This window comes from Micromonospora sp. NPDC049049 (genome assembly GCF_040649115.1).
In the GTDB taxonomy this organism is placed as follows: Bacteria; Actinomycetota; Actinomycetes; order Mycobacteriales; family Micromonosporaceae; genus Micromonospora.
On sequence record NZ_JBEZEX010000003.1, the window covers coordinates 303,996 to 329,302 of the forward strand.

Consider the following 25,307-nt stretch of genomic DNA (forward strand, 5'->3'; position numbering starts at 1 on the left):
CCGGTACAGACGACGGGCCGGAGCAGCGCTGCTCCGGCCCGTCGTGGTCTCTCCTTCGACTACTGCTTGAGCATGTTGTCCAGCAGCAGTGCGCAGCGGATCAGACCGAGGTGGCTGTACGCCTGCGGGTGGTTGCCCAGGCCGCGCTCGGCAAGCGGGTCGTACTGCTCGGGGAGCAGCCCGGTCGGGCCGGCGGTCAGCACCATCTGTGCGAACAGCTCCTCGGCGTCGGTGCGGCGGCCGGTGCGTAGGTACGCCTCGATCAGCCACGCCGTGCAGATGTGGAAGCCGCCCTCACGGCCGGGCAGGCCGTCGTCCCAGTGGTAACGGTAGACGACCGGGCCGCTGCGCAGATCCGCCTCGATCCGTAGGACGGTGGACAGGAAGCGCGGGTCGTCACCCGGGAGCAGGCCGGAGAGGCCGATCCAGAGCGACGAGGCGTCCATGTCCTCGTCCCCGTACGCGACGCTGTACGCCTCGACGTCGGAGTGCCAACCGTGCTCCAGCACGTTCGCGCCGATCCGGTCGCGCAGGTCCTTCCACTCGGGCCGGTCCTCGCCGCCGTGCTCGCGCATCACATGCAGCGCGCGGTCGACTGTCATCCAGCACATGACCTTGGAGAAGACATGGTGCCGGGGTGGCAGCCGGGCCTCCCAGATGCCGTGGTCGGGCTCGTGCCAGCGGCGGCGGACCGCCTCGACCATGTTCTCCAGGACCCGCCACTCGTCGTCGCGGACCGAACCGCGAGCGTCGGCGACGGCCGCGATCAGGTCGGCGATCGGGCCGAAGACGTCCAGCTGCAACTGGTGGTTGGCGAGGTTGCCGACCCGGACCGGCCGGGAGCCGGCGTACCCGGGCAGCGTGTCGATGACCGCCTCGGCGCCCAGCTCGTAGCCGTCGATCGTGTAGAGCGGGTGCAGCCGCTCCGGGTGCCCACCGGTGCGCTCGATGCAGCCGTCCACCCAGCGCAGGAACGCCTCGGCCTCCTCGATGGAGCCCAGGTCGACGAGCGAGCGGGCGGTCAGCGCGGCGTCGCGCAGCCAGCAGTAGCGGTAGTCCCAGTTGCGGACGCCGCCCAGCTCCTCGGGGAGCGAGGTGGTCGCCGCGGCCAGGATCGAGCCGGTGGCCTCGTGGCAGAGCCCGCGCAGGGTGAGGGCGCTGCGCGCGACCAGTTCGCGGGAGGTGGACGGCAACCGCAGCGAGGCCACCCAGTCCTTCCACGGCTGCTCGGCTGCGGCCTGCCGCTCGTGGATCGGCACCCGGTGATGCTCCAGGCTGTGCGTGCCGAAGCGCAGCTCCAGCACCACCTGTCCACCGGCGGCGGAGAGGTCGACGGTCGCCTTGGCGGTCTCGTACCCTCCGTCGTTGCCGACCTCCCACTGCACGCCGGGGGCGTAGAGCGCGACCGGTTCGTTCGAGCCGAGCACCAGCAGGCCGTCGCCGAGCGGCTGCAACTGGACGGCCACCTGGCCGAACTCCGGCCTCGGCGCGAACTCGACAGTGGCCTTGCCACTGCCGGTCAGCACCCGGACCAGGGTCGAGTCGCCGGTGAGGACCGCCGGGCTGTCGCCGGGGGTGGTCTCCCGGGCCGGCTTGTCCAGCCAGTCGGTGACGGTGAGCCCGGACCACCGGGTCTCCACCGTCATCGTGCCGGAGCGGTAGCGCTGGCCCAGCGGGATGCCCCCACGTTCCGGGGCGATGCTGAAGTGACCGGCCGGGCTGCCACCCACCAGGTCGGCGAAGATCGCGGCCGAATCCGGCTTGGGGTGACAGAGCCAGCTCACCTTGGCCTCGGGGGTGAGCAGAGCGACGGTACGACCGTTGGCCAGCATGGAGTGCCGTTCGATCGGCACCGCCCGCTCACCGAACAGCCAGTGCCGCCGGGTCTCCAGCAGGAGGGCCAGCGCGCGGGCGGCCTCCAGCGGGTCGGCCACCCGGTAGCTGGCCTCGGTGTCGCCGGGGCCGATCTTGATGCCGAGGTCGGGACCGTGCAGGTGGGCGAACCCGTTCTCGTCGGTGATGTCGTCGCCGATGAACAGCACCGCGCTGGAGGCGAGCTGGGTCCGCAGCTGGTCGAGTGCGGTGCCCTTGTGGGTGGCCACCACGGAGAGCTCGATGACCTCCTTGCCCTGGGTCACCGTGACGCCGTCGAAGGTGGCCGGACCGTTGCGGACCGCCTCGATGGCGGCGGCGGCGATCTGCGGGTCGACCCCACGGGTGTGCATCGCGACGCTCGCCGGTTTGCGTTCCAGCCGGATGCCCGGGTGCTGGGCGGCGATCTCACGCAGCGCGTTGCGGACCTGGGTCCGTACGGCGACCAGCTCGGGGGAGAGCCGCTCGACGAAGCCGATGTCGAATTCGGAGCCGTGACTGCCGACGAGGTGCACCTCGCTGGGCAGCCGCGAGAGGGCGGCCAGGTCGCGCAGCGCCCGGCCAGAGACCACCGCCACTGTGGTCTGCGGCAGCGCGGCGAGCGCGCGGACCGCGGCCACTGACTCGGGCAGTGGAACGGCCGTGCTCGGGTCCTCCACGATCGGCGCCAGTGTGCCGTCGTAGTCGCAGGCGACAAGGAGTTGGGGGACCCGGGCTATCCGGCCGATGGCGGAGCGCAACTCAGGGTCCATGACCCCGGTGGCGACTGCCGCCCCATCGTTGAGGGACGTGTTCACTCGGCCTCCGCCTCGGGAACTCCGAGTTCCGAGAGGAAAGACTTGGCCCAGTGGCCCACGTCGTGGGTACGCAGGTGACGTTGCATTGTCCGCATCCGGCGGCGCGCCTCGGTTTTCTCCACGTGCACTGCCCGGAGGAGGGCGTCCTTGACCGCGTCCGGGTCGTGCGGGTTACACAAAAATGCCTGGCGAAGCTCCGTGGCGGCGCCGGCGAACTCACTGAGTACGAGCGCGCCACCCTGGTCGGCACGTGATGCTACGTATTCCTTTGCCACGAGGTTCATTCCGTCTCGCAGCGGGGTCACCATCATCACGTCGGCAGCAACGTACATCGCTGCCAGCTCACTGCGACTGTACGACTGATGGAGGTAATGGACCGCCGGCACGCCGACCCTGCCGAACTCGCCGTTGATCCGGCCGACCTCGCGCTCCACCTTCACCCGTAGTGCCTGGTAGTGCTCCACGCGCTCGCGGCTGGGTGTGGCGACCTGAACCATGACCGCGTCGGGAACTGTCAACTTTCCGTCAGCCAGCAGTTCCCGGAAGGCCTTGAGCCGCAACTCGATGCCCTTGGTGTAGTCCAGCCGGTCCACGCCCAGGATTATCGTCTTCGGGTCGCCCAGTTCGGCGCGAATCTGCTTGGCCCGGGCCTGGATCGCCGGGTCGGCGGCCATCCGCTCCATCTCCTGGGTGTCGATCGAGATGGGGAAGGCGCCGGCCTTCACCTGCCGACCGTCGACCTGGATCATCTGCCCCTCGTAGCGCAGCCCGAGCAGGTGCCGGGCCAGCCGGACGAAGTTCTGCGCGGCCAGCCGCTGCTGGAAACCGACAAGGTCGGCGCCGAGCAGACCGCGCAGGATCTCGGTGCGGAACGGCATCTGCATGAACAGCTCGATCGGCGGGAACGGGATGTGCAGGAAGAACCCGATCCGCAGGTCCGGGCGGAGCTCACGGAGCATCGCCGGCACCAACTGGAGCTGGTAGTCCTGCACCCAGACCGTCGCGCCCTCGGCCGCGACGTCGGCCGCGGCCTCCGCGAACCGGGCGTTGACCAGGCGGTACGCCTCCCGCCACCGGCGCTTGTAGGCCGGTGTCTCCACGGCATCGTGGTAGAGCGGCCAGATCGTCGCGTTGGACTGGCCCTCGTAGTACCGCTCCAACTCCTCGGCGCTGAGCGGGACCGGGTGCAGCCGGATCCCCTCCAGGTCGAACGGCTCGGGGGCCGCGCCGGTGCCACCGGCCCAGCCGACCCAGGTGCCCTTGTGCTCGGCGAGTACGGGGTGCAGCGCGGTGACCAGCCCGCCAGGGCTGCGTCGCCACTGCCGGCCCTCGGGTGTGCTCACCTCGTCGACCGGCAGACGGTTCGCCACTACGACAAAGGAGCTACGGACGGTCACGATCGGCCACCTCCGGGTACTGACGGGTCCACCGCGATGAGCGTACTGAGCGTAGCTGCGGCGTCTTGTGCCTAGTGCCGGAGTCTCCTACCCGCCCCGGTACGACCGAATCCTAAAGGTGATCTTGTCGACAAGCGCGCTGGTCAGAGGTCGATGATTGGCCATTCCTTGGGCAGCACCTCATCCAGCAGTTCCCGCCGATCCGTCATGATCGGCGTGATCGCCCGAGCGGCCTCCATCGCAACCTGGGCCAGATCCATGCCGCCGAGGGTTCGTGACCAGCCGCCGAGAATGGCGCACATGTCGTGCTCGACGGGCGTGACCATGACGTGCTCCAGGTCGCCGACGATGTCGAGCAGTGGCCAGCCGTCACTGGCCACCTGGCGGTACGCGGCTGCGAGGCAGAGTGCGGGGACGATCACGCCCTGCCCCTTGTCCGCGACTTTCGCGATCTGCTCCCCGACAGCCTCCATGCCTTCCGAGTAGGCGAGGAGGCAGCCCGTGTCGAGGACGAGGCCGGCGTCAGTCACGGATGGTCATCCGTCCGCGAGAAGCCTCGCCCAGCAGGGCAGCTGCCTTGGATCGCAGTTCCGGGGTGATCTTGGCGTGAGCCTCGTCAAGCTTCCGGCCCGCCTCGGCGAGGCCTTCGTCGGTGAGTTGGAAGCCCACCTGTCGAAGCGCCCGCCGCGTCCGTTCGCCAGCCATCCGCTGACGAACGGACTCGGTGATGAAGGCGGAGACATTGGATTCCTCGGCCAGCCGCTCCGCCACGTCATCCGGCACGCTGATGGCGATCTTCTTGGTCATACCGGGGACGCTAGCGGGTGATACCACGGTCGGCAACGCGGCGCGCCCGCGTACTCCTGGGGCGGGGTGATGTGGGCGAAGCGCGCCGTACCTGTCAGGATTGACGATGGCGTGCGCGCGGCCGGCTCCCGGCCGGCGGCGGCGGGCGGTCCTCGCAGCCCGCGCCGCGCCGCCGATCAGCGACAGCAACCGACGGAGGTAGCCCGCACCGTGGCCCAGTACATCTACGTCCTGGAAAAGGCGCGCAAGGCGCACGGCGACAAGGTCGTGCTCGACAACGTCACGTTGAGCTTCCTGCCGGGAGCCAAGATCGGTGTGCTCGGTCCGAACGGCGCCGGTAAGTCCAGCCTCCTCAAGATCATGGCAGGGCTGGACAAGCCGAGCAACGGCGAGGCCCGACTCATGCCCGGCTACACCGTCGGCATGCTCGCCCAGGAGCCCCCGCTCAACGAGGCCAAGACCGTGCTCGGCAACGTCGAGGAGGCGGTCGCCGAGACCAAGGCCAAGCTGGAGCGGTTCAACAAGATCGCCGAGCAGATGGCCACCGACTACTCCGACGAGCTGATGGAGGAGATGGGCAAGCTCCAGGAGGAGCTTGACCACCTCGACGCCTGGGACGTCGACTCCAAGCTCGAACTGGCGATGGACGCGCTGCGCTGCCCGCCGCCGGACGCCGACGTGACCCAGCTCTCCGGTGGTGAGCGTCGCCGGGTGGCCCTCTGCAAGCTGCTGCTGGAGGCGCCCGACCTGCTGCTGCTCGACGAGCCCACCAACCACCTGGACGCGGAGAGCGTCTCCTGGCTGGAGCAGCACCTGGCGAAGTACGCCGGCACCGTCATGGCGATCACCCACGACCGGTACTTCCTCGACAACGTGGCCAACTGGATCCTCGAGCTGGACCGTGGCCGGACGTACCCGTACGAGGGCAACTACTCCACCTACCTGGAGAAGAAGGCCGCCCGGCTGGCCGTCGAGGGTCGCCGCGACGCCAAGATGAAGAAGCGCCTCACCGAGGAACTGGAGTGGGTCCGCTCCAACGCCAAGGCCCGCCAGACCAAGTCCAAGGCCCGCCTCGACCGGTACGACGAGATGGCCACCGAGGCGGAGAAGACCCGCAAGTTGGACTTCGAGGAGATCCAGATCCCGCCGGGCCCGCGCCTGGGCAGCACGGTGATCGAGGCGAACAACCTCAGCAAGGGCTTCGGCGACCGGCTGCTGATCGACAACCTGTCGTTCTCGCTGCCGCGCAACGGCATCGTCGGCATCATCGGCCCCAACGGCGTCGGCAAGACCACGCTGTTCAAGACCATCGTCGGGCTGGAGGAGCCGACCAGCGGCGAGGTCCGGGTCGGCCCCACCGTCTCGCTGTCGTACGTCGACCAGAACCGTGAGGGCCTCAACGGCGACAAGACCGTCTGGGAGGTCGTCTCCGACGGGCTGGACTACCTGATGGTGGGCAAGGTCGAGATGCCGTCGCGGGCGTACATCGCCGCGTTCGGCTTCAAGGGCCCGGACCAGCAGAAGCCGACCAAGGTGCTCTCCGGCGGCGAGCGCAACCGGCTCAACCTGGCGCTGACCCTGAAGATCGGCGGCAACGTCATCCTGCTCGACGAGCCGACGAACGACCTGGACGTGGAGACGCTGTCCAGCCTGGAGAACGCCCTGCTGGAGTTCCCCGGCTGCGCCGTGGTCATCTCCCACGACCGGATGTTCCTGGACCGCGTCGCCACGCACATCCTGGCCTGGGAGGGCGACGACCAGGACCCGTCCAAGTGGTTCTGGTTCGAGGGCAACTTCGAGGCGTACGAGAAGAACAAGGTCGACCGCCTCGGCGCGGAGGCCGCCCGGCCGCACCGGGTGACCTACCGCAAGCTGACCCGCGACTGACCGGCCGAGAAGGTGTCTGACCGCTTCGTCTACCACTGCACCCTGCGCTGGTCCGACCTGGACGCGTACGGCCACGTCAACAACTCGCGCTTCCTCACCCTGTACGAGGAGGCGCGGGTGGCGTTGATGTTCGCCGGCGGCCGGGCCTGGGGCGTCGGCTCGTTCGCCGACGGGGTGGTGATCCGCCGGCACGAGGTCGACTACCTGCGCCCGGTCGACTACGCGCTCGGCCGGGCCACCGCGGAGGCGGCCCCCACAGTGCGGATCGAGCTGTGGGTGGAGGAGATCCGGGCCTCCCGGTTCACCGTCGCCTACGAGCTGTACGACGGTGAGGTGCTGGCCAGCCGGGCCCGCTCGGTGCTGGTGCCGTTCGACCTGACCCGCCAGGTGCCCCGGCGGATCACCAGCGAGGAGCGGGACTTCCTGCTCACGTACGCGCCGCAGGGCGGGGTGGCGTGACCCGGCCCGGCACCGCCGAGCCGGGCCGGACGGCGGCGCCCACCCACGGTGTCGAAGGGGTGGCGGACGCGGGGGCCTTCCTGGCCCGGCTGGTCCGGTTGGATCCGGTCGCACCGGTCCGGCTGCGGCCGGCCGGCGCACCGGGCCGGATCGCCCTGTGGGCCCGGCTGCCGTGGCAGGTCCTGGTGGTCCGCACGGTTGCCGGTGGGCCGGCCGACGGCGTCGCGGAGGACGTCACTGTGGCAGCCGCGGAGCTGCTCGCCGAACTGGAGCGGAGCGGCGCGACCCTGCCGACCCGCCGGGACGCCCAGTGGCGGTGGCCGCTGCCGCCGACGCGGAGCCGCCAGGTGGAGGCGCTGCCCGTTGCCGAGTTGCGACGGATCGCCGACGCGGCGGCGGGCACCCTGCGGACGGCGAGCGAGCAGGGTGTGGCCGGCCGTGCCGTGGGCCAGCGGGCTTTGCGTGACGCGTTGCTCGACCACGTGGCGGTGTTGATCACCCCGGACGGGACGCCCGACGGGACGCCTGCCGCGCCGGTCGAGGTGCCGCAGCGGCTGGTGCAGGGGGTGGTCCGGATGGGCTTCCTCGGTGCCGCCCACGGCTCGGCGGCCGGCGAGGGCGGGGACGCCGTTCAGGTGCGGGTGGCCGGCCGTTGGGTGGGCCTGGTGGGACCACACGGAGCGGCGTGGTTGCAGAAGGCCACGGATCTTGCCGTGACACCCCTGAGCGCTCGTCCGAACGGGTGATCCCGGATCATTCTTCTGGTCAGGGGCGGTCGTTGGGGGGGTGCTTCAACCCGGCTGTCCGGGTACCGTCCATCCTCGGATCCAACGCACCGTAGGCGACTGGATCCGCTGGGGAGTGAGGTGCGCGAGCGATGCCGTGGTGGTCATGGCGCCCCGGTCCCGCCGACGGCGGCGAACCGGAAACCCGAAGCGGGATCACAGTCGATAGCGCGGTCCGGATCGGGCCGCCCAGTCCTCGCCAGCCGGGGGACGACTGCCCGTCCAACGAGCGGCCCGTGCTGACCGATACGCCCGCCACCGTCGAGCCGGTGAGTCTGCGCCGGGTCTGTGACGCGCTCGATCTGCTCGACGTGCGTTACCTGGCCGACGGCGACGGCAACCTGCTGGCGATGTGGGAGCGGCACGCGGTGCTGGTCACCCTCGAAGGGCCGGAGGACGAGATCCTGGTCATGCGGGCACGCCCGCACGCCACGGTCCCGCCGGACTGGGCCGACCGGGCGTACCGGGTGGTCAACGAGTGGAACCACACCCGCCGGTTCTGCAAGGCGTACATCGGTGACCCGACCGAGCGCGGTCAGCTACCGATCTACGCCGAGCTTCAGGTGCCCCTGGGTGCCGGCACCCACGACGCGCTCCTGGTCGAGATGCTCGACTGCGGCGCGGCGGTCGCCACCAGCTTCGTGGACTGGCTGCACGACGAGGGCGCGCTGCTCTGACGCCGCTCCGGGTGCTGTGGGTCAGCCGCCGTTGGCCGGGTCGTCCTCGACGTTGACCATGAAGTACGCGGCCCGCTCCAGGTAGTCCCAGAGGGTGACGGCGATCTCCGGCTCAAGGTCGAGCCGGTCCACGGCCCGGCGCATGTTGCGCAGCCAGGCGTCCCGTTCGGCCGCTCCGATCCGGAACGGCGCGTGGCGCATCCGCAGCCGAGGGTGCCCCCGCTGAGCGGAGTACGTGTTGGGCCCGCCCCAGTACTGCATGAGGAACAGGGTCATCCGGTCCGCGGCCGGGCCCAGGTCCTCCTCCGGGTACATGGGTCGCAGCAGGGGGTCGGTGGCGATCCCGGCGTAGAACTCGTCGACCAGCTTGCGGAAGGTGGGTTCGCCGCCGACCGCTTCGAAGAGGGTCATCGACGCACCGGGACGGTCGGATTCACCTGCGGAAGTCACAGTTCCATCCTGCCAGGTGCGTCCGGTGCCGACCCGACCCGCACAGCGTGCGTCGGATCACGCCGGGTCGACAAGCCCGAATGTCGCCACCCGGCCTGCCCGGGCGAAGGTCGGTTCGACGGGTCAGGTGACAGCGTGCCGGCGGTGGCCGTCACCGGTATGCGGGTTGGGCCTGCCTTCCACCGGGCGGTCGCTGGCCGGGTCGCCGAGGCCGGAGGATGGCGGAGCGGCGTTGGCCAACGAGGCGGCAGTGATCGCGTCGTCCACCGTCTGCCGGTCCGGCCACCGCAGCGTGGCCACCGTCATCAGCACCACCCCGGCTGCGCTCCAGACCCCCACCACGATCGGAATGGGAAACCGTTCGGCGAGCATCCCGGTGACCAGTACCGCGAGGCCCTGGATGACCTGTATGCCGGTGGCCATCACCCCGAAGGCGCGGGCTCGGAAGCCGTTGGGCAGCGCCTGGACGAACAACCCGTTGGCCATCGGCATCATGCCGGCGACCGCGAACCCGCAGAGCGCGGCGAGCAGTGCCACCACCAGCGGCGGGGGGTCGAGCAGCACCGGTACGAGCACCAACGGGGCGAGCACCGCGAGCGGCCGCATCAGCTTCAGTCGGCGAGCCGGGCCGAACAGGCGACTCACCAGCAACCCACCGAGGATGAAGCCGATCGGGTTCGCCACCATGATCGCCGCCTGTGCGGTGCCCGCGCTCACCGCGCCGCGGCTCTCCTCGTTGGCCCAGGCCGCGGCCAGACCCTCGGGAACGATCGAGAAGAGCATCGAGCTGAACACCAGCACCGCGATGGCCCGCAGCACCGGTGTGCGGAACACGATGCCGAACCCCTGCCGAGTCTCCCGCAGCAGGTGGCTGCGGTGCTCCGGGTTCATCATCGCCGGATGGTGGCGTACGCCGAGGCGAACCAGCAGCGCCGAGAGACCGAACGTGACCGCGTTGAACAGCAGCGCCGCCTCCGGGTCGACAGCGGCGACAGCGGCGCCGAAGACGTACCCGACGACCTGGGCGGCCTGCCCGACGCTGCCGTTGAGCGACAGCCCCAGCACCAGCCGGTCCCCGGTGAGCAACTGTGGGATCAGCGCGGACTTCGCCGCCTGGCTCGGCGGGTTCGCCAGCGTGGCGGCGAAGATGAGCACCAGCACCGCCTGGTACGGCAGGCTCGGAATGGCGATGACCAGCATCAGCGCCATCCGGATGAGGTCGCATGCCACCATCACCCGTCGGAACGGGTACCGCTCAGCGAGTGCGGCGAGCACGGGACCGCCGAGCAGCCAGGGCAGGAAGCTGACCGCGAAGGCAGCCGCGGAGAGCGCGACGGACCGGGTCTGCTGATAGACGAGCAGGGTGACGGCGGCCTTCGCGACGTAGTCGCCGACCCAGGAGAGAGCACCAGCCACGAACACGGCCCGGAACTCGTGCTGGCCGAAGACGTCGCGGAATGTAGCGGGGCCTTCCGCGGAAGGTCGCTCGTCAGGCACCGTCGCCTCCATCGGCCCCGGCTCGGCCGCTCGTGGCAGCCCGGTCGGAAGCGCTCGTCAGATCTACGGATCAGCGAGGTTGTGATCACGCTTCGGTGGGAACGCGTGCTCCGGATTCTGCCCGATCGTCTGACAACTAGCTAGGTCGAACGGGTCGTTCGTCGCCTCCCCGACTGAACGAACGGACGATACCCGAGGGGCCGGCCGGCTCGCGACCCCTGAATTGCCGGACAATGTGGGCGGTGTCAGGTGGCGCCGCCCTGACCGGTCTCGCCCTCGGACAACGGCCGGGTCGACAGACCGGGATAGATGCGGGCCGCTGCGATCTGCGCGGTGATACCCGAATTCTCCAGCGCCTCGGCGAGACGCCGACGCAGTTCCCGGCCCACCGCGAACTGCCCGTCAGCGGTCGTCTTCACCACTGTGCGGATGACAGCGCCGTCCACAGTCACCTGCTCGACACCCAACACCTCGGGCGCCTCCACGATCTCCGGCGACAGCTCCGGGTCCATGGCGACCGAGGCGGCCGCGGTCCGTAGCACCGCCGTCGCTTCCTCGGTGCTGTTGAAACCGATCGGCAGGTCCACCACCACGAGCGCCCAACCCTGGCTCTTGTTACCCACCCGGATGATCTCGCCGTTGCGGATGTACCAGAGCACGCCGCGGCCGTCGCGCACTGTGGTGACCCGCAGGCCGACCGACTCGACCACGCCCATCGCCTCGCCCAGGTCGACGTTGTCACCCACGCCGTACTGGTCCTCGATCAGCATGAAGAGGCCGGCGATCAGGTCCTTCACCAGGCTCTGCGCACCGAAGCCCAGCGCCACACCGGCGATCCCCGCGCTGGCTAGCAGCGGGGCCAGGTCGAAGCTGAACTCCCGCAGGATCATCAGCAGCGCGATGCCGAAGACGAACGCGGTGGTCAGGCTGCGCAGCACCGACCCGATCGCCTCGGCCCGCTGCCGCCGCCGCTCGGGTACGAACTCGGCCGGGTCGACCGCGGCGGTGGGTACGCGCTCGCGCAGCGGCCGCAGCATCGTCGGCACCGCACCGTCGGTGGTCGTCCGGACCAGCCGGTTGATCGTCCGGTGCAGCGCCCAGCGGGCCACCATCGCCAGCGCCACGATCAGCAGCACGCGGAGCGGTTTGAGCAGGATCCAGTAACTTCCCTCGGCGAACCAGGCCGACCTGGTGATGTCGTAGATCCACTCGCAGGAGGTGCTGCCCTGGCAGCTCACCGATTCGGTGGTGGACAGGGCTAGGGGCGTCACGCTGGCGGCACTCACCATGTCTTCGTACCGTAAGGAGCCCGAGGGCCCGCCGCCGACCCACCGGCCGGGTGACCGGGCAGCGCGGCGCGGAGTCGTTCGTACTCGGCCTGACCACCGATCGCCGCCCGGTGTTCGGGGTGAGCGACGTAGTGCCCGATGACCGCGGCGAGGAATCCCGCGTCGACGATGTCGGTCCGCAACGCTGCCCGGCCTCGCGGAATGCCGCGCCGCCGGATCAGTCGGGGTTCCGTGATCCTCATCGGGAGCCACTGGCGGCGGTCGGCAGCCGGGGGGATCTGTGGGGCCAGGAGGGCCTCCCACGGCACGGTGAGCGTGCCCAGAGCCCAGGTCTGCCGTACCCCGGACGGATGCAGCCGCACCCCGTGACCCCGCCACGCCCACGTCACCACCAGCGCGGCCAGGACCACCCAGAGAACACCGATGACCACGTCGAACGTCGACAGGGTGCCCTGTCTGGTCGCGCGCACCATTGCGCCGATGTGCATGGACGCGGGCCCGAGGTAGCCCACTGCGAAGAACACCGTGCAGGCGGGCCCGGGTGTGGCGAAGGCCGGAACCTGCGGCTGCACCACGAGGTAGGCCGGACGGACCCTGGTGACGACGACCGCCAGGACCAGGCCTGCCAGGGAGATGAGGATCAACAGGCGCTGCCCCACGGTGGACGCGGACCCCGGGATCACGGCGTTGATGACGACCAGGAGAAGCCCGAGGGTCAGGACAACGCGCCGGTGGCGCACGGTGGCAGCGGACAGCTTGTCAAGCATGCCCGTGACCATAGGAGCCGAGGGCCAGCGCGGGGGCGTTGCGCTCAGCGGTCCGGTTGGATGCTGGCGAGCAGTTCGGTGATCCTCGTCCTGATGTCGTCGCGCACCTGGCGGACGACGTCGAGGGGTTGACCGGCAGGGTCGGTGAGCTTCCAGTCCTCGTAGCGTTTGCCGGGGAAGACGGGGCAGGCGTCGCCGCAGCCCATGGTGATGATGACGTCGCTGGCCTGGGCGGCGTCCCAGGTGAGCCGGGCCGGGGTCTGTCCGGTGATGTCGATGCCGACCTCGCGCATGGCTTCGACGGCGACGGGGTTGATCTGGTCGGCGGGTTCGCTGCCAGCGGAGCGGACCTCGATGGCATCGCCGGCGAGGTGTCGGAGCCAGCCGGCGGCCATCTGGGAGCGGCCGGCGTTGTGGACGCAGACGAAGAGGACGCTGGGCCTGTCGGTCATCGGGCTTCTGTCTCCTGAGTGAGGTGGGGTACGACCACGGCGTCGGCGGGGTTCTCGGCGTCGGGGTACCAGGCGGCGATAGCGGCGACGGCGACCAGGCCGCCGACGAGCTGAGCGCCGACGAAGCCGGGCAGGGACGTGGGGGCGATTCCGGCGAAGGTGTCGGTGAGGGCGCGGCCGATGGTGACGGCGGGGTTGGCGAATGAGGTGGACGAGGTGAACCAGTAGGCGGCACCGATGTAGGCACCCACGGCGGCCGGAGCGGCAGTGCTGCGGCCGCTGCGGGCGAGGGCGAAGACCAGGACGATCAGGCCGGCGGTGGCGATGATCTCGGCCAGCCACAGGTTCGCGCCGATGCGGTCGGTACTTGACCACGTGACGGCCGGTAGGTCGAACATCAGATTGGCCAGAACGGTCCCGGTCATCGCGCCGCAGACCTGTGCGGCGACGTAGGCGGCGAGATCACCGGCGGTCAGGCCGGTGCCGGCGTGACGGCCGAGCCACCAGTCGACGACGGAGACGATCGGGTTGAAGTGCGCGCCCGACACCGGCCCGAAGGTCAGGATCAACGCGCCCAGCGCCAAGGCGGTGGCGATCGCGTTCTCCAGGAGTTGGAGCCCGACATCGGTGGGCGAGAGCCGGGCGGCGGCGATCCCGGAACCGACGACAGCGGCGACGAGCAGAGCCGTACCGACGAACTCCGCCGACGCGCGACGGGCCAGCAGGCTCACGCGGTGGCCTCCGCGGCGGTGTCGGAGAGGTCCAGAAGCGCGCGGAGCTGCCGGAACGCATCCGGTCGGACCCGGTACCAGACCCAGGTGCCGCGCCGCTCGGAATCGACCAGGCCCGCCTCCCGCAAGACCTTCAGGTGATGGGAGATGGTCGGCCCGGACAGTTCGAACGCGGGGGTCAGATCGCAGACGCACATCTCCGGCACCGAAGCGATCATCGACATCAGCCGCAGCCGGACCGGGTCGCCAAGGGCCTTGAACATCGGTGCGACCACCGCTGCCTGGTTGCTGTCCATGGGGCGGACCGCGATCGGCGCGCAACAGGCAACAGCGTCCAGGTTCACCACCGGCAGGGCTTGTTTCGACATGCCTCTAGGTTGACAGATTTCAAAACAGGGTGCAACGTGGGTCCTGCTTCGAAAAGCATCAAGACAAGCATCCCCCAGACCCGGAAGGAGAGTCATGTCCCGCGTTCAGCTCGCCCTGCGTGTGTCCGACCTCGAAGGCTCCGTCGCCTTCTATTCCAAGCTGTTCGGTGTCGAGCCCGCCAAGCGCCGACCCGGCTACGCCAACTTCGCCGTCGAGAACCCGCCGCTGAAGCTCGTCCTGCTCGAAGGCGAGCCCGACCAGCCCACCGTGATGGACCACCTGGGCGTCGAAGTGTTCAGCACCGACGACGTCAACGCGGCCACCCGGCGCCTCACCGACTCCGGTCTGATCACCCTGGAGGAGAACAGCACCGAGTGCTGCTACGCCCTCCAGGACAAGGTGTGGGTGCGCGGCCCTGGTAACGAGCCCTGGGAGGTCTACACCGTCAAGGCCGACTCCGACCAGTTGGAGAAGGCCGCCGAAGGCGCCTGTTGCACATCCGGCGAGAAGGAGCCGGCCACCGCCGGGGCTGCCAGTAGCTGCTGCTGATGCCAGAACGCTGCCCCCGCTCTCGATCCGGAGGGCGGGGGCAGCGGCGGTTCTCCCAGGCGGGGCCAGCGATCCGCCCGGTTGCGGATGATCCTCATACCCCATGCGGGATTAGTACGTGCAATCCGGGGTCCGATCAGGGACTATTGGCGCAACGGACGTCGGTGATCGGCCCGGCGTCGACCGTGTGGGCCGTTGTGCCCGGCCCCGGTCGGCGGCGGTCCCCAGCAGCCGCTGAACCGGGAGGGTGAGCGCGATGCCTGACATACGACCCACGGTGGGCTCCGGCGCGTTGGTCCTCAACGCCACCTACGAGCCGCTGTGTGTCGTGTCGGTGCGTCGCGCCGCGATCCTCGTCCTCTCCGCGAAGGCGGTCTGCGTCGCTGATGGTGACGGCATCCTGCACAGCGCCCGGGACGCGCTCCCGGTGCCGTCAGTGGTCCGGCTGACCCGCTTCGTCCGGGTGCCGTACCGAACGCATGTCGGGCTGTCCCGGCGGGCGATCTTCGCCCGGGACGGGTGGCGGTGCGCCTACTGCCGGGGTCCGGCCGAGACCATCGACCACGTCTTTCCGCGCAGCCGGGGTGGCCGGCACGCCTGGGAGAACGTGGTCGCCGCGTGCGCACGGTGCAACCACACCAAGGGTGACAAGACCCCTGCCGAGATGGGGTGGCGGTTACACGCCTTGCCGGCCGCACCGAAGGGCACCGCCTGGCGGGTGCTCGGGCACCGCGCTCCCGACCCCCGCTGGGCCGACTGGCTGGATCTGCGGGAGCCGGAGGCGGCCGCCTGATTCCGCAGGGCGTGGTCAGGCTTGGGCTGCCCGGCGCGCTGCGCGTTGGTGGCGGTCGACCGCTCGGCGGTACGCGATCGCGAGTAGCCGGTCGATCTCGGGCAGCAACTGCGGGCCGGGCATGACGATGCTCGCGAAGCCATATTGCGCGTAGCCCGGGTGCGGCACGAGGGTGTCCAGTCGGGCGAAGTCGAACTCGTGCCGGTGCTCCTCGAATGCCTTGGGCGGGAAGCCGAACAGCCGCTCGAACTCGGCCCGGCCCAGGTCCAGGTTGAGGCGAAAGACACCGGGGCGGTCCAGCTGTGCGGCCTCGTCGAAACCGGGCACGTCGTGCTCGACGATTGTGGCGAACGGCTGGCGGCGGTCCGGGCCGACGAGGAAGAACCTGTCGCCCCAGGCCGCCTCGGGTGATCCGTCCTCCTCGCTCGCCACGACCTGCTCGACGCCGGGCAGCGCGACGATCCGATCGGCGAGCATCGCCGCGTCGACGCCTGTCGGGACGTGCAGGACCACGTCGGCGTGTTCGATGGTGGCCCGGTCCAGCGGGAAGTAGCGGTAGTCGTGCGTGCGTTGCTCGGCCGCTTCGATGTCGGACGTCGGCAGGTACCGGGGAAGACAGCTCTCCTGCTGGAGCCGGCCCTCGTAGGTGTCGGCGGCTGGCGGCCCGATGCCGAGTGTCGGGCTTGCGCCGAGGCTGCCGGCGATCACCGCGTACCGGTCGCCCAGCAGCGCCGCGACGATCGCTCCGGCGCCGGCCCAGGCCACCTGCACGTCGGCAAGCGTCATCGTGCTCGGGTGTCGCTGGAGGTGCGTGTTGTGCGCGAAGACCAGCGTGGGCCCGCGGTGTGCCTCGGCCGATCGGATCGCGAGCAGGTTCTCGGCCATCAGCGCGTCCCGGACGGCAGCCAGGCGGGCGAAGCGTTCCTCCTGGGCCAGCGGCGCGGCGGCCGCGGCGTGGTACCGCAGCAACGCGACCGCGGCCGTGGCGTGCACGAATGCCGCAGGCCAGCCCACTGACCTCTGCGGCGCCCGCAGGTACAACTCGGTCAGCAGGTCGTCGGCGAGCACCCGCAGTCGCTGGGCGTCGGTTGAGCGCCCGACCGATCGGCCCGGTTCCCAGATCGCGGCCGTGTCACTCCACCGTCCCTCGTCCCCGATCAGGTCGTCGATCTCGGTGGCCCGGTCCAGGTCGAGGAAGTGGCAGACCTGGGTGAGGTGGCGGCGCGGGCTCGGGGCGCTCTCCAACTCGACCGGAGCGTCGAAGCCGTGGAACGTCAGTCGCTCGGCCGCCGGCCGCCCGGCGTTCCACTCCCGCATCCGCAGCAGGAGGTCCCGGTTGGCCGGGGCCGCCCCGAACCCGTGGCTGAACCCTTCGGCGAGCGCCCGGTCGAGTGTCACAGTGGCGACGCCCTGCACGAACTCGTCGGCGATCAGCCCGGCCGCCCGGTCGCTCTCCACGGCGATCGAGCGGTAGCCGTGCTCAGCCAGTGACAGGAAGGCCTCGTTGCGGAGCTGAAGGAAGGCGGACTCACCATGCGTCGGTTCGCCGAGCGCGAGCAGGTCCGGGGATACCGCCAGCAGGTCGAGAAAAGGTGGCATTCCATGAACCGTATCGTTGAATCAGCGGTTGAGACTTACGAGCGGCGGAGCGCGGTGACAGCCATAAAACCTTCAAACCCGGGGGTACGCCGACCGGTCGACCTCGCGCGTGCACACGGTCTCTCCGCGCAGGCCGTGCGCAACTACGAACGAGACGGCGTCCTGCCCCCGGCCCAGCGCACGCCGAACGGCTACCGTCGCTTCACCGAACTGCACGTCACGGCGCTGCGTGCCTACCTTGCGTTGATCCCGGGCCACGGCTACGCGGCCAGCGGCGACATCATGCGGGCCGTCAACCGGGGCGAGATCGACACGGCGCTGCGAACCATCGACCAGGGGCATGCGCTGCTCCAGCGCGATCGGGAAACCCTGGACGCGGTCGAGGCGGCGGTGTTGACGCTCACCGGAACGAGACCCCTACCGCAGAGCCAGAAAGCCGTGCCGATCAGCGTGGTGGCTCACCGGCTCGGTCTGCGGGCGGCCACGCTGCGCAAATGGGAGCGGGCCGGGGTGCTGCGACCGGTACGTGATCCGGTGACCCACTACCGGCTCTACCTCCCCGACGACGTCCGGGACGCCGAACTGGCCCACCTGTTGCGCCGCGGTGGCTACCGGCTCGACCACATCGCGGGCGTGCTGCGTCGAGTACGCGATGCCGGCGGCGCGGAACCGCTCGCCGCCTCGCTGCGTCAGTGGCGGCAACGGCTCACCGAGCGAGGCCGGGCCATGCTCACCGGGGCCGCCCGGCTCGCCGAATACGTCGACGCCGGTCAACCGCCTGAACGCTCCTTGACCAGCGAGGCGAAGACCACCACGTTGTCCGCGTAGCCGGTCTCGCCGCCGACCCACTGGCCGCCGCAGGTGATCAGTCGGAGGCTCGGGCGGCTGAAGTCGCCGTACACCTCGTCCACCGGCAGTCGGCCCTTGTCGAACTTCTCCACCGAGTTGACCTCGAAGACCGCCACGCGCTGGTCGGTGCGGGTGACCTCGATCTCGTCACCGGAGCGCAGCTCGCGGAGTTTGTGGAAGACCGCCGGCCCGCTGGTGGTGTCGACGTGCCCGACGATCACGGCTGGACCGTACTGGCCCGGGGTGGGCCCCTGGTCGTACCAGCCGGCCTCCTGGGCGCGGGCCGCGTCCGGCACGGCGATCGTGCCGTCCGGGGCGATACCCACGTCGTGTACGGGCGCCCGTACGTCGATCTTGTCGATGACGAGGCTGGTCGGGTCGGCGGCCGGCAGCACCGGGAACTTCTTCGGCGGCGGTCGCAGCCCGGCGCTGAGCCGATCCGGCAGCAGGCTCATCCCGGTCACCTGCTCGACGCCGAGCATCGCCACGATCAGCACCATCAGCGTGGCGATGGCCAGCACCGGCAACCCGGGGCTCGTAACGAACCGGTGGCGGGCCGACGACGGCCCGGCCGGACGTCGCGGCGGCAGCGGACGGGCGGCCGGATCGGTGGTGGTGACGCTCGCCGAAACGGCCTGCCCGGCGACCCGTCGCAGCCGTCCGGAGACGCGGGCCACCAGCCGGCCGGACGCGCGTAGCGCCGGCCCGGCCCGGAGGCGGGCGCGGCGGTCCGGCCGCGCACGCGCGGATCTGCGGGTCATGGGTGATCCGGCTCAGGAGCCGGCTCCCGGTCGACGTCGGCCGCCGGCCATCCCGAGCACGATCGCGGTGGCCACCAACGCCACGCCACCGAACACCAGCAGTGAGCCGGTGCCGCGCCCGCCGGCCATCCCACCGCCACCGGTCGCCGGGCCCTTGCTGGGTGAGGCCATGTTCAGCACGGTCAGCGTGGTCGACGACGTCTGTCCGTTTTCACATCGCAGGTCGACCGGGTACTGATCGGCCGGTTTGTCGCGTGGAACAGTGGCCTGCGCGGTGAGGAAGCCCTTGTCGGGTCTCAGCGTCACGGACCCGAACGCGTCGGAGTGCACGCTGGACTGCCTGTTGTTGTTGTCGTTGTCGCAGCTCGCCTTGATGCTGACCCGGCTGCCGGCCTGGACGCTGTTGGGTGTCACCTCGACGAAGACGTTCTCGCCGGCTCGCGCCGGTGCGACCGACAACAGGACGAACGCCCCGACCAGTCCCACCATTGTCAGTGCGGACGAGAGCGCGCGGTTGATCGTGCGGACTGCCTGCATGATTTCCCCCCAACCGGCGACTACCGCCGGAACCCTCCCCTGGGCACGCGCGCTGCTTTCCCCGCACCCCGAAGCCAAACCCGCCCGGCCCTCGCCCTCACCCGACCGCCCCAACCCGCGATCTTGCACTTTCTGCACCGACGAATGCCCGCATAAAGGACATAAAGGCAGCAGAAACTGCAAGATCGCCGCAGTGGAGGGGGCGGGGAGGGGCGCGGGGAGGGAGGGGTTGCGTCAGCGGGGCGGGGGCGGGAGGGGGAGGGGTGTGACGGGGTGCCAGTTCAGGGGGGAGGAGAGGACCATCGTGCTCGACGGTTGGCCGTACGGGGCGAGACGGTCGATGACCCCCTCGAACGCGCCGATCGAACCGGCCGCCACCTTCAGCACGCTGCACGCGTCCCCGGTGATCCGGTGGATCTCCAGGATCTCCGGCCAGTCAGCCACCGCCGGGTCGTGCAGGATGCACCGCGCGCCGTAGCAGGACATCCGGATCAGCGCGACCACGGTGCGGCCGGCGCGGCTCAGGTCGACGTGGGCGTGGTAGCCGGTGATGATCCCGGCCTCCTCCAGCCGGCGTACCCGCTCCGCGACTGACGGTGGCGACAGGTGCACCCGCCGGGACAACTCGCTGAAGGAGAGCCGCGCGTCGGCCTGCAACTCGCGCAGCAGCGCCCAGTCCATGTCGTCCACGCTCAGACCTTACTTTCGTGAACCGACTTCGCCTAGTTGCCTTTGGTTTGCCAGGAGAAGCCGGCGGAAGCCGTTGATTCGGCATTCCGCAGGCCGATCCGACCGCGAGATCATGACGTCGGCTAGTCCGGGGGAGGGAGAAGAGATGGTGGATCAGACGGAGCGGCGGGCGCCGAACCGCCGTGCCACGGTGCGACCGGTGACCCCTGGGCAGCGTGTCGCGCAAGCGGAGCGCACCGGTGGCGAACCGACGCTGGAGTTCGCCGACATGGTGCCGTACGACGCGTACGTGCAGGCCAGCGCTCTGCACAAGATGCAGCACCCGCTCAGCAGCGACCCGGGCGAGATGTCCTTCCTGATGGTCAGCCAGATCATGGAGCTGTACTTCGGGCTGACCTGCCACGAGCTGCGCGAGACCCAGCGGCTGATCCACGCCGACCAGATCTGGGAGGCGTTGGCCCCGCTGGGCCGAGCCAAACTGCACCTGGAGGGGCTCAACGCCGCCTGGCAGGGCCTGCGCTGGATGAGCCCGGCCGACTTCAACCGGTTCCGCAACCTGCTCGGTGAGGCCTCCGGCTTCCAGTCGGCGATGTACCGGCAGTTGGAGTTCCTGCTCGGGCTCCGCGACCCGACGCTGATCCGCCCGTTCCGCCGGCAGGCCGAGGTTCATGCCGAGCTGAGCGCCGCGCTGACCACCCCGAGCCTCTGGGACGACGTGCTCGCGTTGCTGGCCCGGCGCGGCTTCGACCTCCCCGCCGACCTGCTCGACCGGGACGTGGCCGTCGAACACGACCCGCACCCGTTGGTGGAGGCGGCCTGGGTGCGAATCTACGACGACGCCAGCCCCGACAATCACCTGCGGCTGCTCGGCGAGGCGCTGAGCGCTGTCGCCGAGGAATTCGGCGACTGGCGCTGGAACCACGTCAAGGCGGTGCAGCGGACGATGGGCGCCAAGGTCGGCAGCGGCGGCTCCGCCGGCCTGGCGTGGTTGCAGCGCAGCATGGCCCGGGTGGTCTTCCCGGAGCTATGGTCGGCCCGCACCGCGATGTGACCGGAGAGCGAGAAGCAATGACGACCCCAGAAGCTGAGCGGCTGGGCTTCGCCGCTGGCGAAGCGCAAGCGCATCGCCGTGACGAGGCCGACCCCGGTCACCGGCACCTGTTCCACGTGCCACCGGCCGACGGCGGCGACCACCCCGAGTCGGCGTACCTGGCCGGCAACTCGCTCGGCCTGCAACCTCGGGCAACCCGCGACGAACTCCTGGCCGACCTGGACGCGTGGGGGCGGCTCGGCGTGGAGGGGCACATGGAGGCGGAGCGCCCCTGGCTGCCGTACCACGAGCTGTTGACCGGGCCGGCCGCGCGACTGGTCGGCGCCCGGCCCGCGGAGGCCGTGGTGATGAACTCGCTCACTGTCAACCTGCACCTGCTGATGGTGAGTTTCTACCGACCGGCCGGCGCGCGCACCCGCATCGTCATCGAGGACGCCGCTTTCCCCTCGGACAGCTACGCGGTGCGCAGCCAGGCCCGGTTCCACGGCCTGGACCCGGACGACACAGTGGTCCGGTTGCGTCCGCGCGCGGGTGAGGACGCCCTGCGTACCGAGGACGTGACCGACTACATGGCCGCCGAGGGCGACCGGGTGGCGCTGCTGCTGCTCGGCGGGGTCAACTACCTCACCGGTGAGCTGCTGGACATCCCGGCGATCACGGCTGCCGGCCGGGCCGCCGGTGCGGTTGTCGGTTGGGACCTGGCCCACGCGGTCGGCAACGTGCCGCTGGCCCTGCACGACTGGGACGTCGACTTCGCCGCGTGGTGCTCCTACAAGTACCTGAACTCCGGCCCGGGTGCCCTCGCTGGCGTCTTCGTGCACGAGCGCCACCTCGGCGACGAGAACCTCCAGCGGTTCGAGGGGTGGTGGAGCACAGCGGCGGCCACCCGGTTCGAGATGACGCCGGTGTCCCGACCACCGGCCACTGTGGAGGCCTGGCAGATCTCCAACCCGCCGATCTTCGCGATGGGCCCGGTGCGTACCTCGCTGGAGCTGTTCGACGCGGTGGGAATGACCGCGCTGCGCGCGCGCAGCCAGCGCCTCACCGGCTGGCTGGAGTCGCTGCTCGACGAGGTGACCGTCGGCCGGCCGCTGCGGGTGGTCACCCCGCGTGACCCGGCCCGCCGAGGCTGCCAGCTCTCCGTGCGCATCGGGTCGGGCAGCGCCGCCGAGCTGACCAAACGCCTACGGTACGAACACGGGGTCATCGCCGACGCCCGCGAACCCGACGTCGTGCGGTTCGCCCCGGTGCCGCTGTATTCCACGTACCTCGACTGCTGGCGGGCGGCCGCGGCGCTCGCCGCGACGGTGGGGGCGACCTCTGTGAGCGCGAGGAGTGAGTCGGGGTTGCGAGCCCCGCAGTCGCGAACGAAAGGCGGCTCAGCATGACCGCGCGGCGTGACGAGATCGCGATCATCGGTGCCGGGCTGGCCGGCTGTCTGGCTGCCTGCTTCCTGGCCCGGCGTGGTTACCCGGTGGCCCTCTACGAGCGCCGCTCCGACCCTCGTGTCGGCACCGCCGAACGCGGTCGCTCGATCAACCTGGCGCTCTCCGAGCGCGGTCTGGACGCGTTGCGCCGGATCGGGCTGGCCGAGCAGGTGATGACCGACGCGCTGCCGATGCGCGGCCGGATGATCCACCCGGTCGAGGGCGAGCAGCAGTTCCAGTCGTACAGCGCCGCCGGCGACCGGGCGATCAACTCGATCAGCCGGGGCGCGTTGAACAACGCCCTGCTCGACGAGGCCGCCGCGCTGCCGGGCGTGCGGGTCGTCTTCGACCACCGGCTGGTCGGGCTCGACCCGACCGACGGCGCCCTGAGCTTCGAGACCCCGCAGGGCCCGGTCGCGGCGAAGGCATCGGTCGTGCTGGGCGCCGACGGCGCCGGATCCGCGGTGCGTGGGCAACTGCTGGCGTACGGGCTGCTGGACGAGAGTGTGGACTTCCTCGACTACGGCTACAAGGAGCTGACGATCCCGCCGTTGGGTGGGGACTTCGCCCTGGAGGAGGACGCGCTGCACATCTGGCCGCGCGGCACCTCGATGATGATCGCGCTGCCGAACCCGGACCGCTCCTTCACCTGCACGCTGTTCTGGCCCAACGACGGTGCCGGCAGCTTCGCCTCGCTGACCAGCCCGGCGGAGATCGAACGGCACTTCACCGAGCACTACCCGGACGTGGTCCCGCTTGCCCCGAACCTGGTCGACGACTACCAGCACAACCCGGTGGGCGTGCTCGGGACTGTGCGCTGCACCCCGTGGCAGGTCAGCGGAAAGGTCGGTCTGCTCGGCGACGCGGCGCACGCCATAGTGCCGTTCTACGGCCAGGGCGCCAACTGCGCCTTCGAGGACGTGGTGGAGCTGGACCGCTGCCTGGACGAGTGCGCCGACGACTGGTTGGCGGCGCTGCCGCTGTTCCAGCGGCGCCGGCAGGAGAACGCCGAGGCCATCGCGACGATGGCGCTGACCAACTTCGTGGAGATGCGGGACAAGGTCGCCTCCCCGGTCTTCCAGACCCGACGGCGGGTCGAGCACGCACTGGAACGGGCCCTGCCCGGCCGGTACGTTTCCCAGTACGAGCTGGTGTCGTTCTCCACCACCCCGTATGCGGAGGTGCGCCGCCGGGTGCGCCAACAGCACCTGGTGCTCGGGGCGGTCGTCGGCGGGGCCGCGCTGCTGCTTGTCGGCGCGATCGGCGCGGCACTGGGCCGAGGGAGGCGCGCATGACCGGCAACTGGGATCCGCGGCTGATGGCCGGCCACGCGCCGAGTGGTCCGCAGCGGTTGCGCAACTTCGTCGCCGGTGAGTTCGTCGACGGCGGGAACACGTTCGCTAAGGCCAGCCCGGTCACCGGGGAGCAGGTCTTCGAGGTCGACGAGGCTTCGCGGTCGACGGTGGACGATGCGGTGGCCGCCGCCCGGGCGGCGCTGCGGGGGCCGTGGGGCCGGATGGGGGAGCGCGAGCGCGCCGAGGTGCTGCGCCGCGTCGCCGACGAGCTGGAGCGCCGCTTCGACGACCTGGTCACCGCCGAGGTCGCCGACACCGGCAAATCCATCGCCCAGGCCCGCACCCTGGACATCCCGCGCGGCGCCGCGAACTTCCGCGCGTTCGCGGAGATCGTGGCGACCACACCCACCGAGTCGTTCACCACCGTCACCCCGACCGGCGGTCGGGCACTCAACTACGCGCTGCGTAAGCCGGTCGGCGTGGTCGCGGTCATCGTGCCGTGGAACCTGCCGTTGCTGCTGCTCACCTGGAAGGTTGCTCCGGCGCTGGCCTGCGGCAACGCCGTCGTGGTCAAGCCCAGCGAGGAGACTCCCGCCTCGGCGACGGTGCTCGCCGAGGTGATGGCCGCCGCTGGCGTACCGGCCGGTGTGTTCAACCTGGTGCACGGCTTCGGGCCGGACTCGGCGGGCGAGTTCCTCACCCGCCACCCGGGCGTCGACGCGATCACCTTCACTGGCGAGTCGGCCACCGGCGGCGCGATCATGCGGGCCGCCGCCGATGGCGTGAAGGCGGTGAGCTTCGAACTCGGCGGCAAGAACGCCGGCCTGGTCTTCGCCGACGCCGACCTGGACGCCGCGGTGGCCGGCTCGGTGCGGTCCAGCTTCACCAACGGCGGTCAGGTGTGTCTCTGCACCGAGCGCATCTACGTGCAGCGGCCAGTCTTCGAGGAGTTCACCGCCCGGCTGGCGAAGCGGGCGGGCGAGCTGGCGTACGGCTGGCCGACCGATGAGGCGACCGCCACCATGCCGCTGATCTCCCACCAGCACCGGGCGAAGGTGCTCGGGGCGTACGAGCTGGCCCGGTCCGAGGGCGCCGAGGTGCTCACCGGCGGCGGTACGCCCACCTTCGGCGACACCCGCGACGGCGGGTCGTACGTGCAGCCGACGGTGCTCACCGGGCTCGGCCCGGACGCCCGCACCAACCGCGAGGAGATCTTCGGCCCGGTGGTGCACGTCGCGCCGTTCGACACCGAGGACGAGGCGTACGCCCTCGCCAACGGCACCGAGTACGGCCTGGCGGCGACCGTGTGGACCCGGGACGTGGGCGTCGCGCACCGGGCCGGCGCCCGGCTCGACGCCGGCATCGTCTGGGTCAACACCTGGTTCCTGCGGGACCTGCGTACCCCGTTCGGCGGGGTGAAGGCGTCCGGGATCGGTCGCGAAGGCGGCGTGCACTCGCTGAACTTCTACTCCGAACTCACGAACGTCTGCGTGGACCTGTCGTGAGCCGTAGCGAGGGAG

At 70.5% G+C, this 25,307-nt stretch carries 25 protein-coding genes and 1 pseudogene; 11 read left to right on the forward strand and 15 right to left on the reverse strand.

What is annotated here, in order from left to right; translation table 11 throughout:
- Positions 1 to 59 precede the first annotated feature (59 nt).
- From otsB to AB0B68_RS05555, 4 genes are all read right to left on the reverse strand, one after another.
- A complete protein-coding gene (gene otsB / locus AB0B68_RS05540) occupies positions 60 to 2,624 on the reverse strand; it encodes a trehalose-phosphatase (RefSeq protein ID WP_357202374.1) in 2,565 nt (854 codons plus the stop codon).
- A 41-nt stretch (positions 2,625 to 2,665) separates the two neighbouring features.
- The gene (locus AB0B68_RS05545; RefSeq protein WP_030333449.1) at positions 2,666 to 4,066 is read right to left on the reverse strand and encodes a trehalose-6-phosphate synthase; all 1,401 of its coding nucleotides are present in this window, start codon (positions 4,064 to 4,066) and stop codon (positions 2,666 to 2,668) included.
- 143 nt (positions 4,067 to 4,209) lie between these two features.
- Positions 4,210 to 4,596 carry a hypothetical protein gene (locus tag AB0B68_RS05550; protein ID WP_357202350.1) on the reverse strand — a complete coding sequence of 129 codons (387 nt, stop codon included), beginning with the start codon at positions 4,594 to 4,596 and terminating at the stop codon, positions 4,210 to 4,212.
- Positions 4,589 to 4,873, reverse strand: a complete 285-nt coding sequence (locus tag AB0B68_RS05555) for a hypothetical protein (RefSeq protein ID WP_357223416.1) — start codon at positions 4,871 to 4,873, stop codon at positions 4,589 to 4,591. The genes AB0B68_RS05550 and AB0B68_RS05555 overlap by 8 nt, the downstream gene beginning before the upstream one ends.
- Before the next feature lie 210 nt (positions 4,874 to 5,083).
- On the opposite strand from AB0B68_RS05555, the gene ettA reads away from it, so the two are divergent.
- The 4 genes from ettA to AB0B68_RS05575 all read left to right on the forward strand — a co-directional run bounded on the left by ettA (position 5,084) and on the right by AB0B68_RS05575 (position 8,681).
- Entirely contained in the window at positions 5,084 to 6,760 is a 1,677-nt protein-coding gene (ettA, locus tag AB0B68_RS05560) for an energy-dependent translational throttle protein EttA (protein ID WP_357202344.1), read from the forward strand.
- A gap of 12 nt (positions 6,761 to 6,772) precedes the next feature.
- Positions 6,773 to 7,219, forward strand: a complete 447-nt coding sequence (locus AB0B68_RS05565) for a thioesterase family protein (RefSeq protein ID WP_357202341.1) — start codon at positions 6,773 to 6,775, stop codon at positions 7,217 to 7,219.
- Positions 7,216 to 7,965, forward strand: a complete 750-nt coding sequence (locus tag AB0B68_RS05570; RefSeq protein WP_357257987.1) for a hypothetical protein — start codon at positions 7,216 to 7,218, stop codon at positions 7,963 to 7,965. Before AB0B68_RS05565 ends, AB0B68_RS05570 begins: the two co-directional genes overlap by 4 nt.
- 131 nt (positions 7,966 to 8,096) lie before the next feature.
- Positions 8,097 to 8,681 (forward strand): YbjN domain-containing protein, encoded by a 585-nt coding sequence (locus AB0B68_RS05575; protein ID WP_355008914.1) that lies wholly within the window; start codon positions 8,097 to 8,099, stop codon positions 8,679 to 8,681.
- A gap of 21 nt (positions 8,682 to 8,702) precedes the next feature.
- Here the strand turns inward: AB0B68_RS05575 and AB0B68_RS05580 are convergent, their stop codons facing one another.
- From AB0B68_RS05580 to AB0B68_RS05610, 7 genes are all read right to left on the reverse strand, one after another.
- Positions 8,703 to 9,131, reverse strand: a complete 429-nt coding sequence (locus AB0B68_RS05580; RefSeq protein WP_357202334.1) for a globin — start codon at positions 9,129 to 9,131, stop codon at positions 8,703 to 8,705.
- Positions 9,132 to 9,254: 123 nt separating this feature from the next.
- Entirely contained in the window at positions 9,255 to 10,640 is a 1,386-nt protein-coding gene (locus AB0B68_RS05585; protein WP_357202331.1) for an MFS transporter, read from the reverse strand.
- Positions 10,641 to 10,873: 233 nt separating this feature from the next.
- Complete coding sequence (locus tag AB0B68_RS05590) at positions 10,874 to 11,917, reverse strand: mechanosensitive ion channel family protein (protein WP_357202328.1); 1,044 nt, start codon at positions 11,915 to 11,917, stop codon at positions 10,874 to 10,876.
- Positions 11,911 to 12,684 carry a hypothetical protein gene (locus tag AB0B68_RS05595; protein WP_357257989.1) on the reverse strand — a complete coding sequence of 258 codons (774 nt, stop codon included), beginning with the start codon at positions 12,682 to 12,684 and terminating at the stop codon, positions 11,911 to 11,913. The genes AB0B68_RS05590 and AB0B68_RS05595 overlap by 7 nt, the downstream gene beginning before the upstream one ends.
- 44 nt (positions 12,685 to 12,728) lie before the next feature.
- Positions 12,729 to 13,136: an arsenate reductase ArsC gene (locus AB0B68_RS05600; protein ID WP_357202322.1), complete on the reverse strand. Its 408-nt coding sequence runs from the start codon at positions 13,134 to 13,136 to the stop codon at positions 12,729 to 12,731.
- Complete coding sequence (locus tag AB0B68_RS05605) at positions 13,133 to 13,867, reverse strand: MIP/aquaporin family protein (RefSeq protein ID WP_357257991.1); 735 nt, start codon at positions 13,865 to 13,867, stop codon at positions 13,133 to 13,135. Before AB0B68_RS05605 ends, AB0B68_RS05600 begins: the two co-directional genes overlap by 4 nt.
- A complete protein-coding gene (locus tag AB0B68_RS05610; protein ID WP_357202316.1) occupies positions 13,864 to 14,235 on the reverse strand; it encodes a metalloregulator ArsR/SmtB family transcription factor in 372 nt (123 codons plus the stop codon). The genes AB0B68_RS05605 and AB0B68_RS05610 overlap by 4 nt, the downstream gene beginning before the upstream one ends.
- 94 nt (positions 14,236 to 14,329) lie before the next feature.
- Between AB0B68_RS05610 and AB0B68_RS05615 the strand changes: the two genes are divergently transcribed.
- Together AB0B68_RS05615 and AB0B68_RS05620 are read left to right on the forward strand one after the other, a co-directional pair.
- On the forward strand, positions 14,330 to 14,785 hold the full coding sequence (locus AB0B68_RS05615; protein ID WP_357257993.1) for an ArsI/CadI family heavy metal resistance metalloenzyme: 456 nt from the start codon (positions 14,330 to 14,332) through the stop codon (positions 14,783 to 14,785).
- A 256-nt stretch (positions 14,786 to 15,041) separates the two neighbouring features.
- Positions 15,042 to 15,578 (forward strand): HNH endonuclease, encoded by a 537-nt coding sequence (locus AB0B68_RS05620; RefSeq protein ID WP_030333470.1) that lies wholly within the window; start codon positions 15,042 to 15,044, stop codon positions 15,576 to 15,578.
- 15 nt (positions 15,579 to 15,593) lie between these two features.
- On the opposite strand, the gene AB0B68_RS05625 is transcribed toward AB0B68_RS05620, so the two are convergent.
- Positions 15,594 to 17,177 (reverse strand): DUF6194 family protein, encoded by a 1,584-nt coding sequence (locus AB0B68_RS05625; protein WP_357257995.1) that lies wholly within the window; start codon positions 17,175 to 17,177, stop codon positions 15,594 to 15,596.
- Between the two features lie 54 nt (positions 17,178 to 17,231).
- On the opposite strand from AB0B68_RS05625, the gene AB0B68_RS05630 reads away from it, so the two are divergent.
- Complete coding sequence (locus AB0B68_RS05630) at positions 17,232 to 18,005, forward strand: MerR family transcriptional regulator (protein WP_357205404.1); 774 nt, start codon at positions 17,232 to 17,234, stop codon at positions 18,003 to 18,005.
- Here AB0B68_RS05630 and AB0B68_RS05635 read toward each other — a convergent pair.
- From AB0B68_RS05635 to AB0B68_RS05645, 3 genes are all read right to left on the reverse strand, one after another.
- A complete protein-coding gene (locus AB0B68_RS05635; RefSeq protein ID WP_357205407.1) occupies positions 17,948 to 18,787 on the reverse strand; it encodes a class F sortase in 840 nt (279 codons plus the stop codon). The genes AB0B68_RS05630 and AB0B68_RS05635 overlap by 58 nt on opposite strands.
- A gap of 12 nt (positions 18,788 to 18,799) precedes the next feature.
- Positions 18,800 to 19,324, reverse strand: a complete 525-nt coding sequence (locus AB0B68_RS05640) for a hypothetical protein (RefSeq protein WP_357257997.1) — start codon at positions 19,322 to 19,324, stop codon at positions 18,800 to 18,802.
- 234 nt (positions 19,325 to 19,558) lie between these two features.
- Positions 19,559 to 20,014: an Lrp/AsnC family transcriptional regulator gene (locus AB0B68_RS05645; RefSeq protein ID WP_357205412.1), complete on the reverse strand. Its 456-nt coding sequence runs from the start codon at positions 20,012 to 20,014 to the stop codon at positions 19,559 to 19,561.
- Between the two features lie 148 nt (positions 20,015 to 20,162).
- On the opposite strand from AB0B68_RS05645, the gene AB0B68_RS05650 reads away from it, so the two are divergent.
- The 4 genes and pseudogenes from AB0B68_RS05650 (at position 20,163) to AB0B68_RS05665 (ending at position 25,292) form a co-directional block, all read left to right on the forward strand.
- Positions 20,163 to 21,065, forward strand: coding sequence for a tryptophan 2,3-dioxygenase family protein (locus AB0B68_RS05650; RefSeq protein ID WP_357205438.1), 903 nt, complete (start codon positions 20,163 to 20,165; stop codon positions 21,063 to 21,065).
- A gap of 17 nt (positions 21,066 to 21,082) precedes the next feature.
- Positions 21,083 to 22,375, forward strand: a pseudogene (kynU, locus tag AB0B68_RS05655) (kynureninase); the annotation flags it as partial.
- A 74-nt stretch (positions 22,376 to 22,449) separates the two neighbouring features.
- On the forward strand, positions 22,450 to 23,787 hold the full coding sequence (locus AB0B68_RS05660; protein WP_357257999.1) for an NAD(P)/FAD-dependent oxidoreductase: 1,338 nt from the start codon (positions 22,450 to 22,452) through the stop codon (positions 23,785 to 23,787).
- 23 nt (positions 23,788 to 23,810) lie between these two features.
- A complete protein-coding gene (locus AB0B68_RS05665; protein ID WP_357205440.1) occupies positions 23,811 to 25,292 on the forward strand; it encodes a 2-hydroxymuconic semialdehyde dehydrogenase in 1,482 nt (493 codons plus the stop codon).
- Positions 25,293 to 25,307 lie beyond the last annotated feature (15 nt).

What these genes read in the sequence shown, in the direction of transcription:
- AB0B68_RS05660 (WP_357257999.1), top strand. Translation starts at nt 22,450, where the DNA reads ATGACCGCGCGGCGTGACGAGATCGCGATCATCGGTGCCGGGCTGGCC.
- AB0B68_RS05665 (WP_357205440.1), top strand. Translation starts at nt 23,811, where the DNA reads ATGGCCGGCCACGCGCCGAGTGGTCCGCAGCGGTTGCGCAACTTCGTC.
- AB0B68_RS05590 (WP_357202328.1), bottom strand. Translation starts at nt 11,917, where the DNA reads ATGGTGAGTGCCGCCAGCGTGACGCCCCTAGCCCTGTCCACCACCGAA.
- AB0B68_RS05625 (WP_357257995.1), bottom strand. Translation starts at nt 17,177, where the DNA reads ATGCCACCTTTTCTCGACCTGCTGGCGGTATCCCCGGACCTGCTCGCG.
- AB0B68_RS05640 (WP_357257997.1), bottom strand. Translation starts at nt 19,324, where the DNA reads ATGCAGGCAGTCCGCACGATCAACCGCGCGCTCTCGTCCGCACTGACA.
- AB0B68_RS05610 (WP_357202316.1), bottom strand. Translation starts at nt 14,235, where the DNA reads ATGTCGAAACAAGCCCTGCCGGTGGTGAACCTGGACGCTGTTGCCTGT.
- AB0B68_RS05620 (WP_030333470.1), top strand. Translation starts at nt 15,042, where the DNA reads ATGCCTGACATACGACCCACGGTGGGCTCCGGCGCGTTGGTCCTCAAC.
- otsB (WP_357202374.1), bottom strand. Translation starts at nt 2,624, where the DNA reads ATGGACCCTGAGTTGCGCTCCGCCATCGGCCGGATAGCCCGGGTCCCC.
- AB0B68_RS05615 (WP_357257993.1), top strand. Translation starts at nt 14,330, where the DNA reads ATGTCCCGCGTTCAGCTCGCCCTGCGTGTGTCCGACCTCGAAGGCTCC.
- AB0B68_RS05575 (WP_355008914.1), top strand. Translation starts at nt 8,097, where the DNA reads ATGCCGTGGTGGTCATGGCGCCCCGGTCCCGCCGACGGCGGCGAACCG.
- AB0B68_RS05585 (WP_357202331.1), bottom strand. Translation starts at nt 10,640, where the DNA reads ATGGAGGCGACGGTGCCTGACGAGCGACCTTCCGCGGAAGGCCCCGCT.
- AB0B68_RS05600 (WP_357202322.1), bottom strand. Translation starts at nt 13,136, where the DNA reads ATGACCGACAGGCCCAGCGTCCTCTTCGTCTGCGTCCACAACGCCGGC.
- AB0B68_RS05635 (WP_357205407.1), bottom strand. Translation starts at nt 18,787, where the DNA reads ATGACCCGCAGATCCGCGCGTGCGCGGCCGGACCGCCGCGCCCGCCTC.
- AB0B68_RS05595 (WP_357257989.1), bottom strand. Translation starts at nt 12,684, where the DNA reads ATGCTTGACAAGCTGTCCGCTGCCACCGTGCGCCACCGGCGCGTTGTC.
- AB0B68_RS05555 (WP_357223416.1), bottom strand. Translation starts at nt 4,873, where the DNA reads ATGACCAAGAAGATCGCCATCAGCGTGCCGGATGACGTGGCGGAGCGG.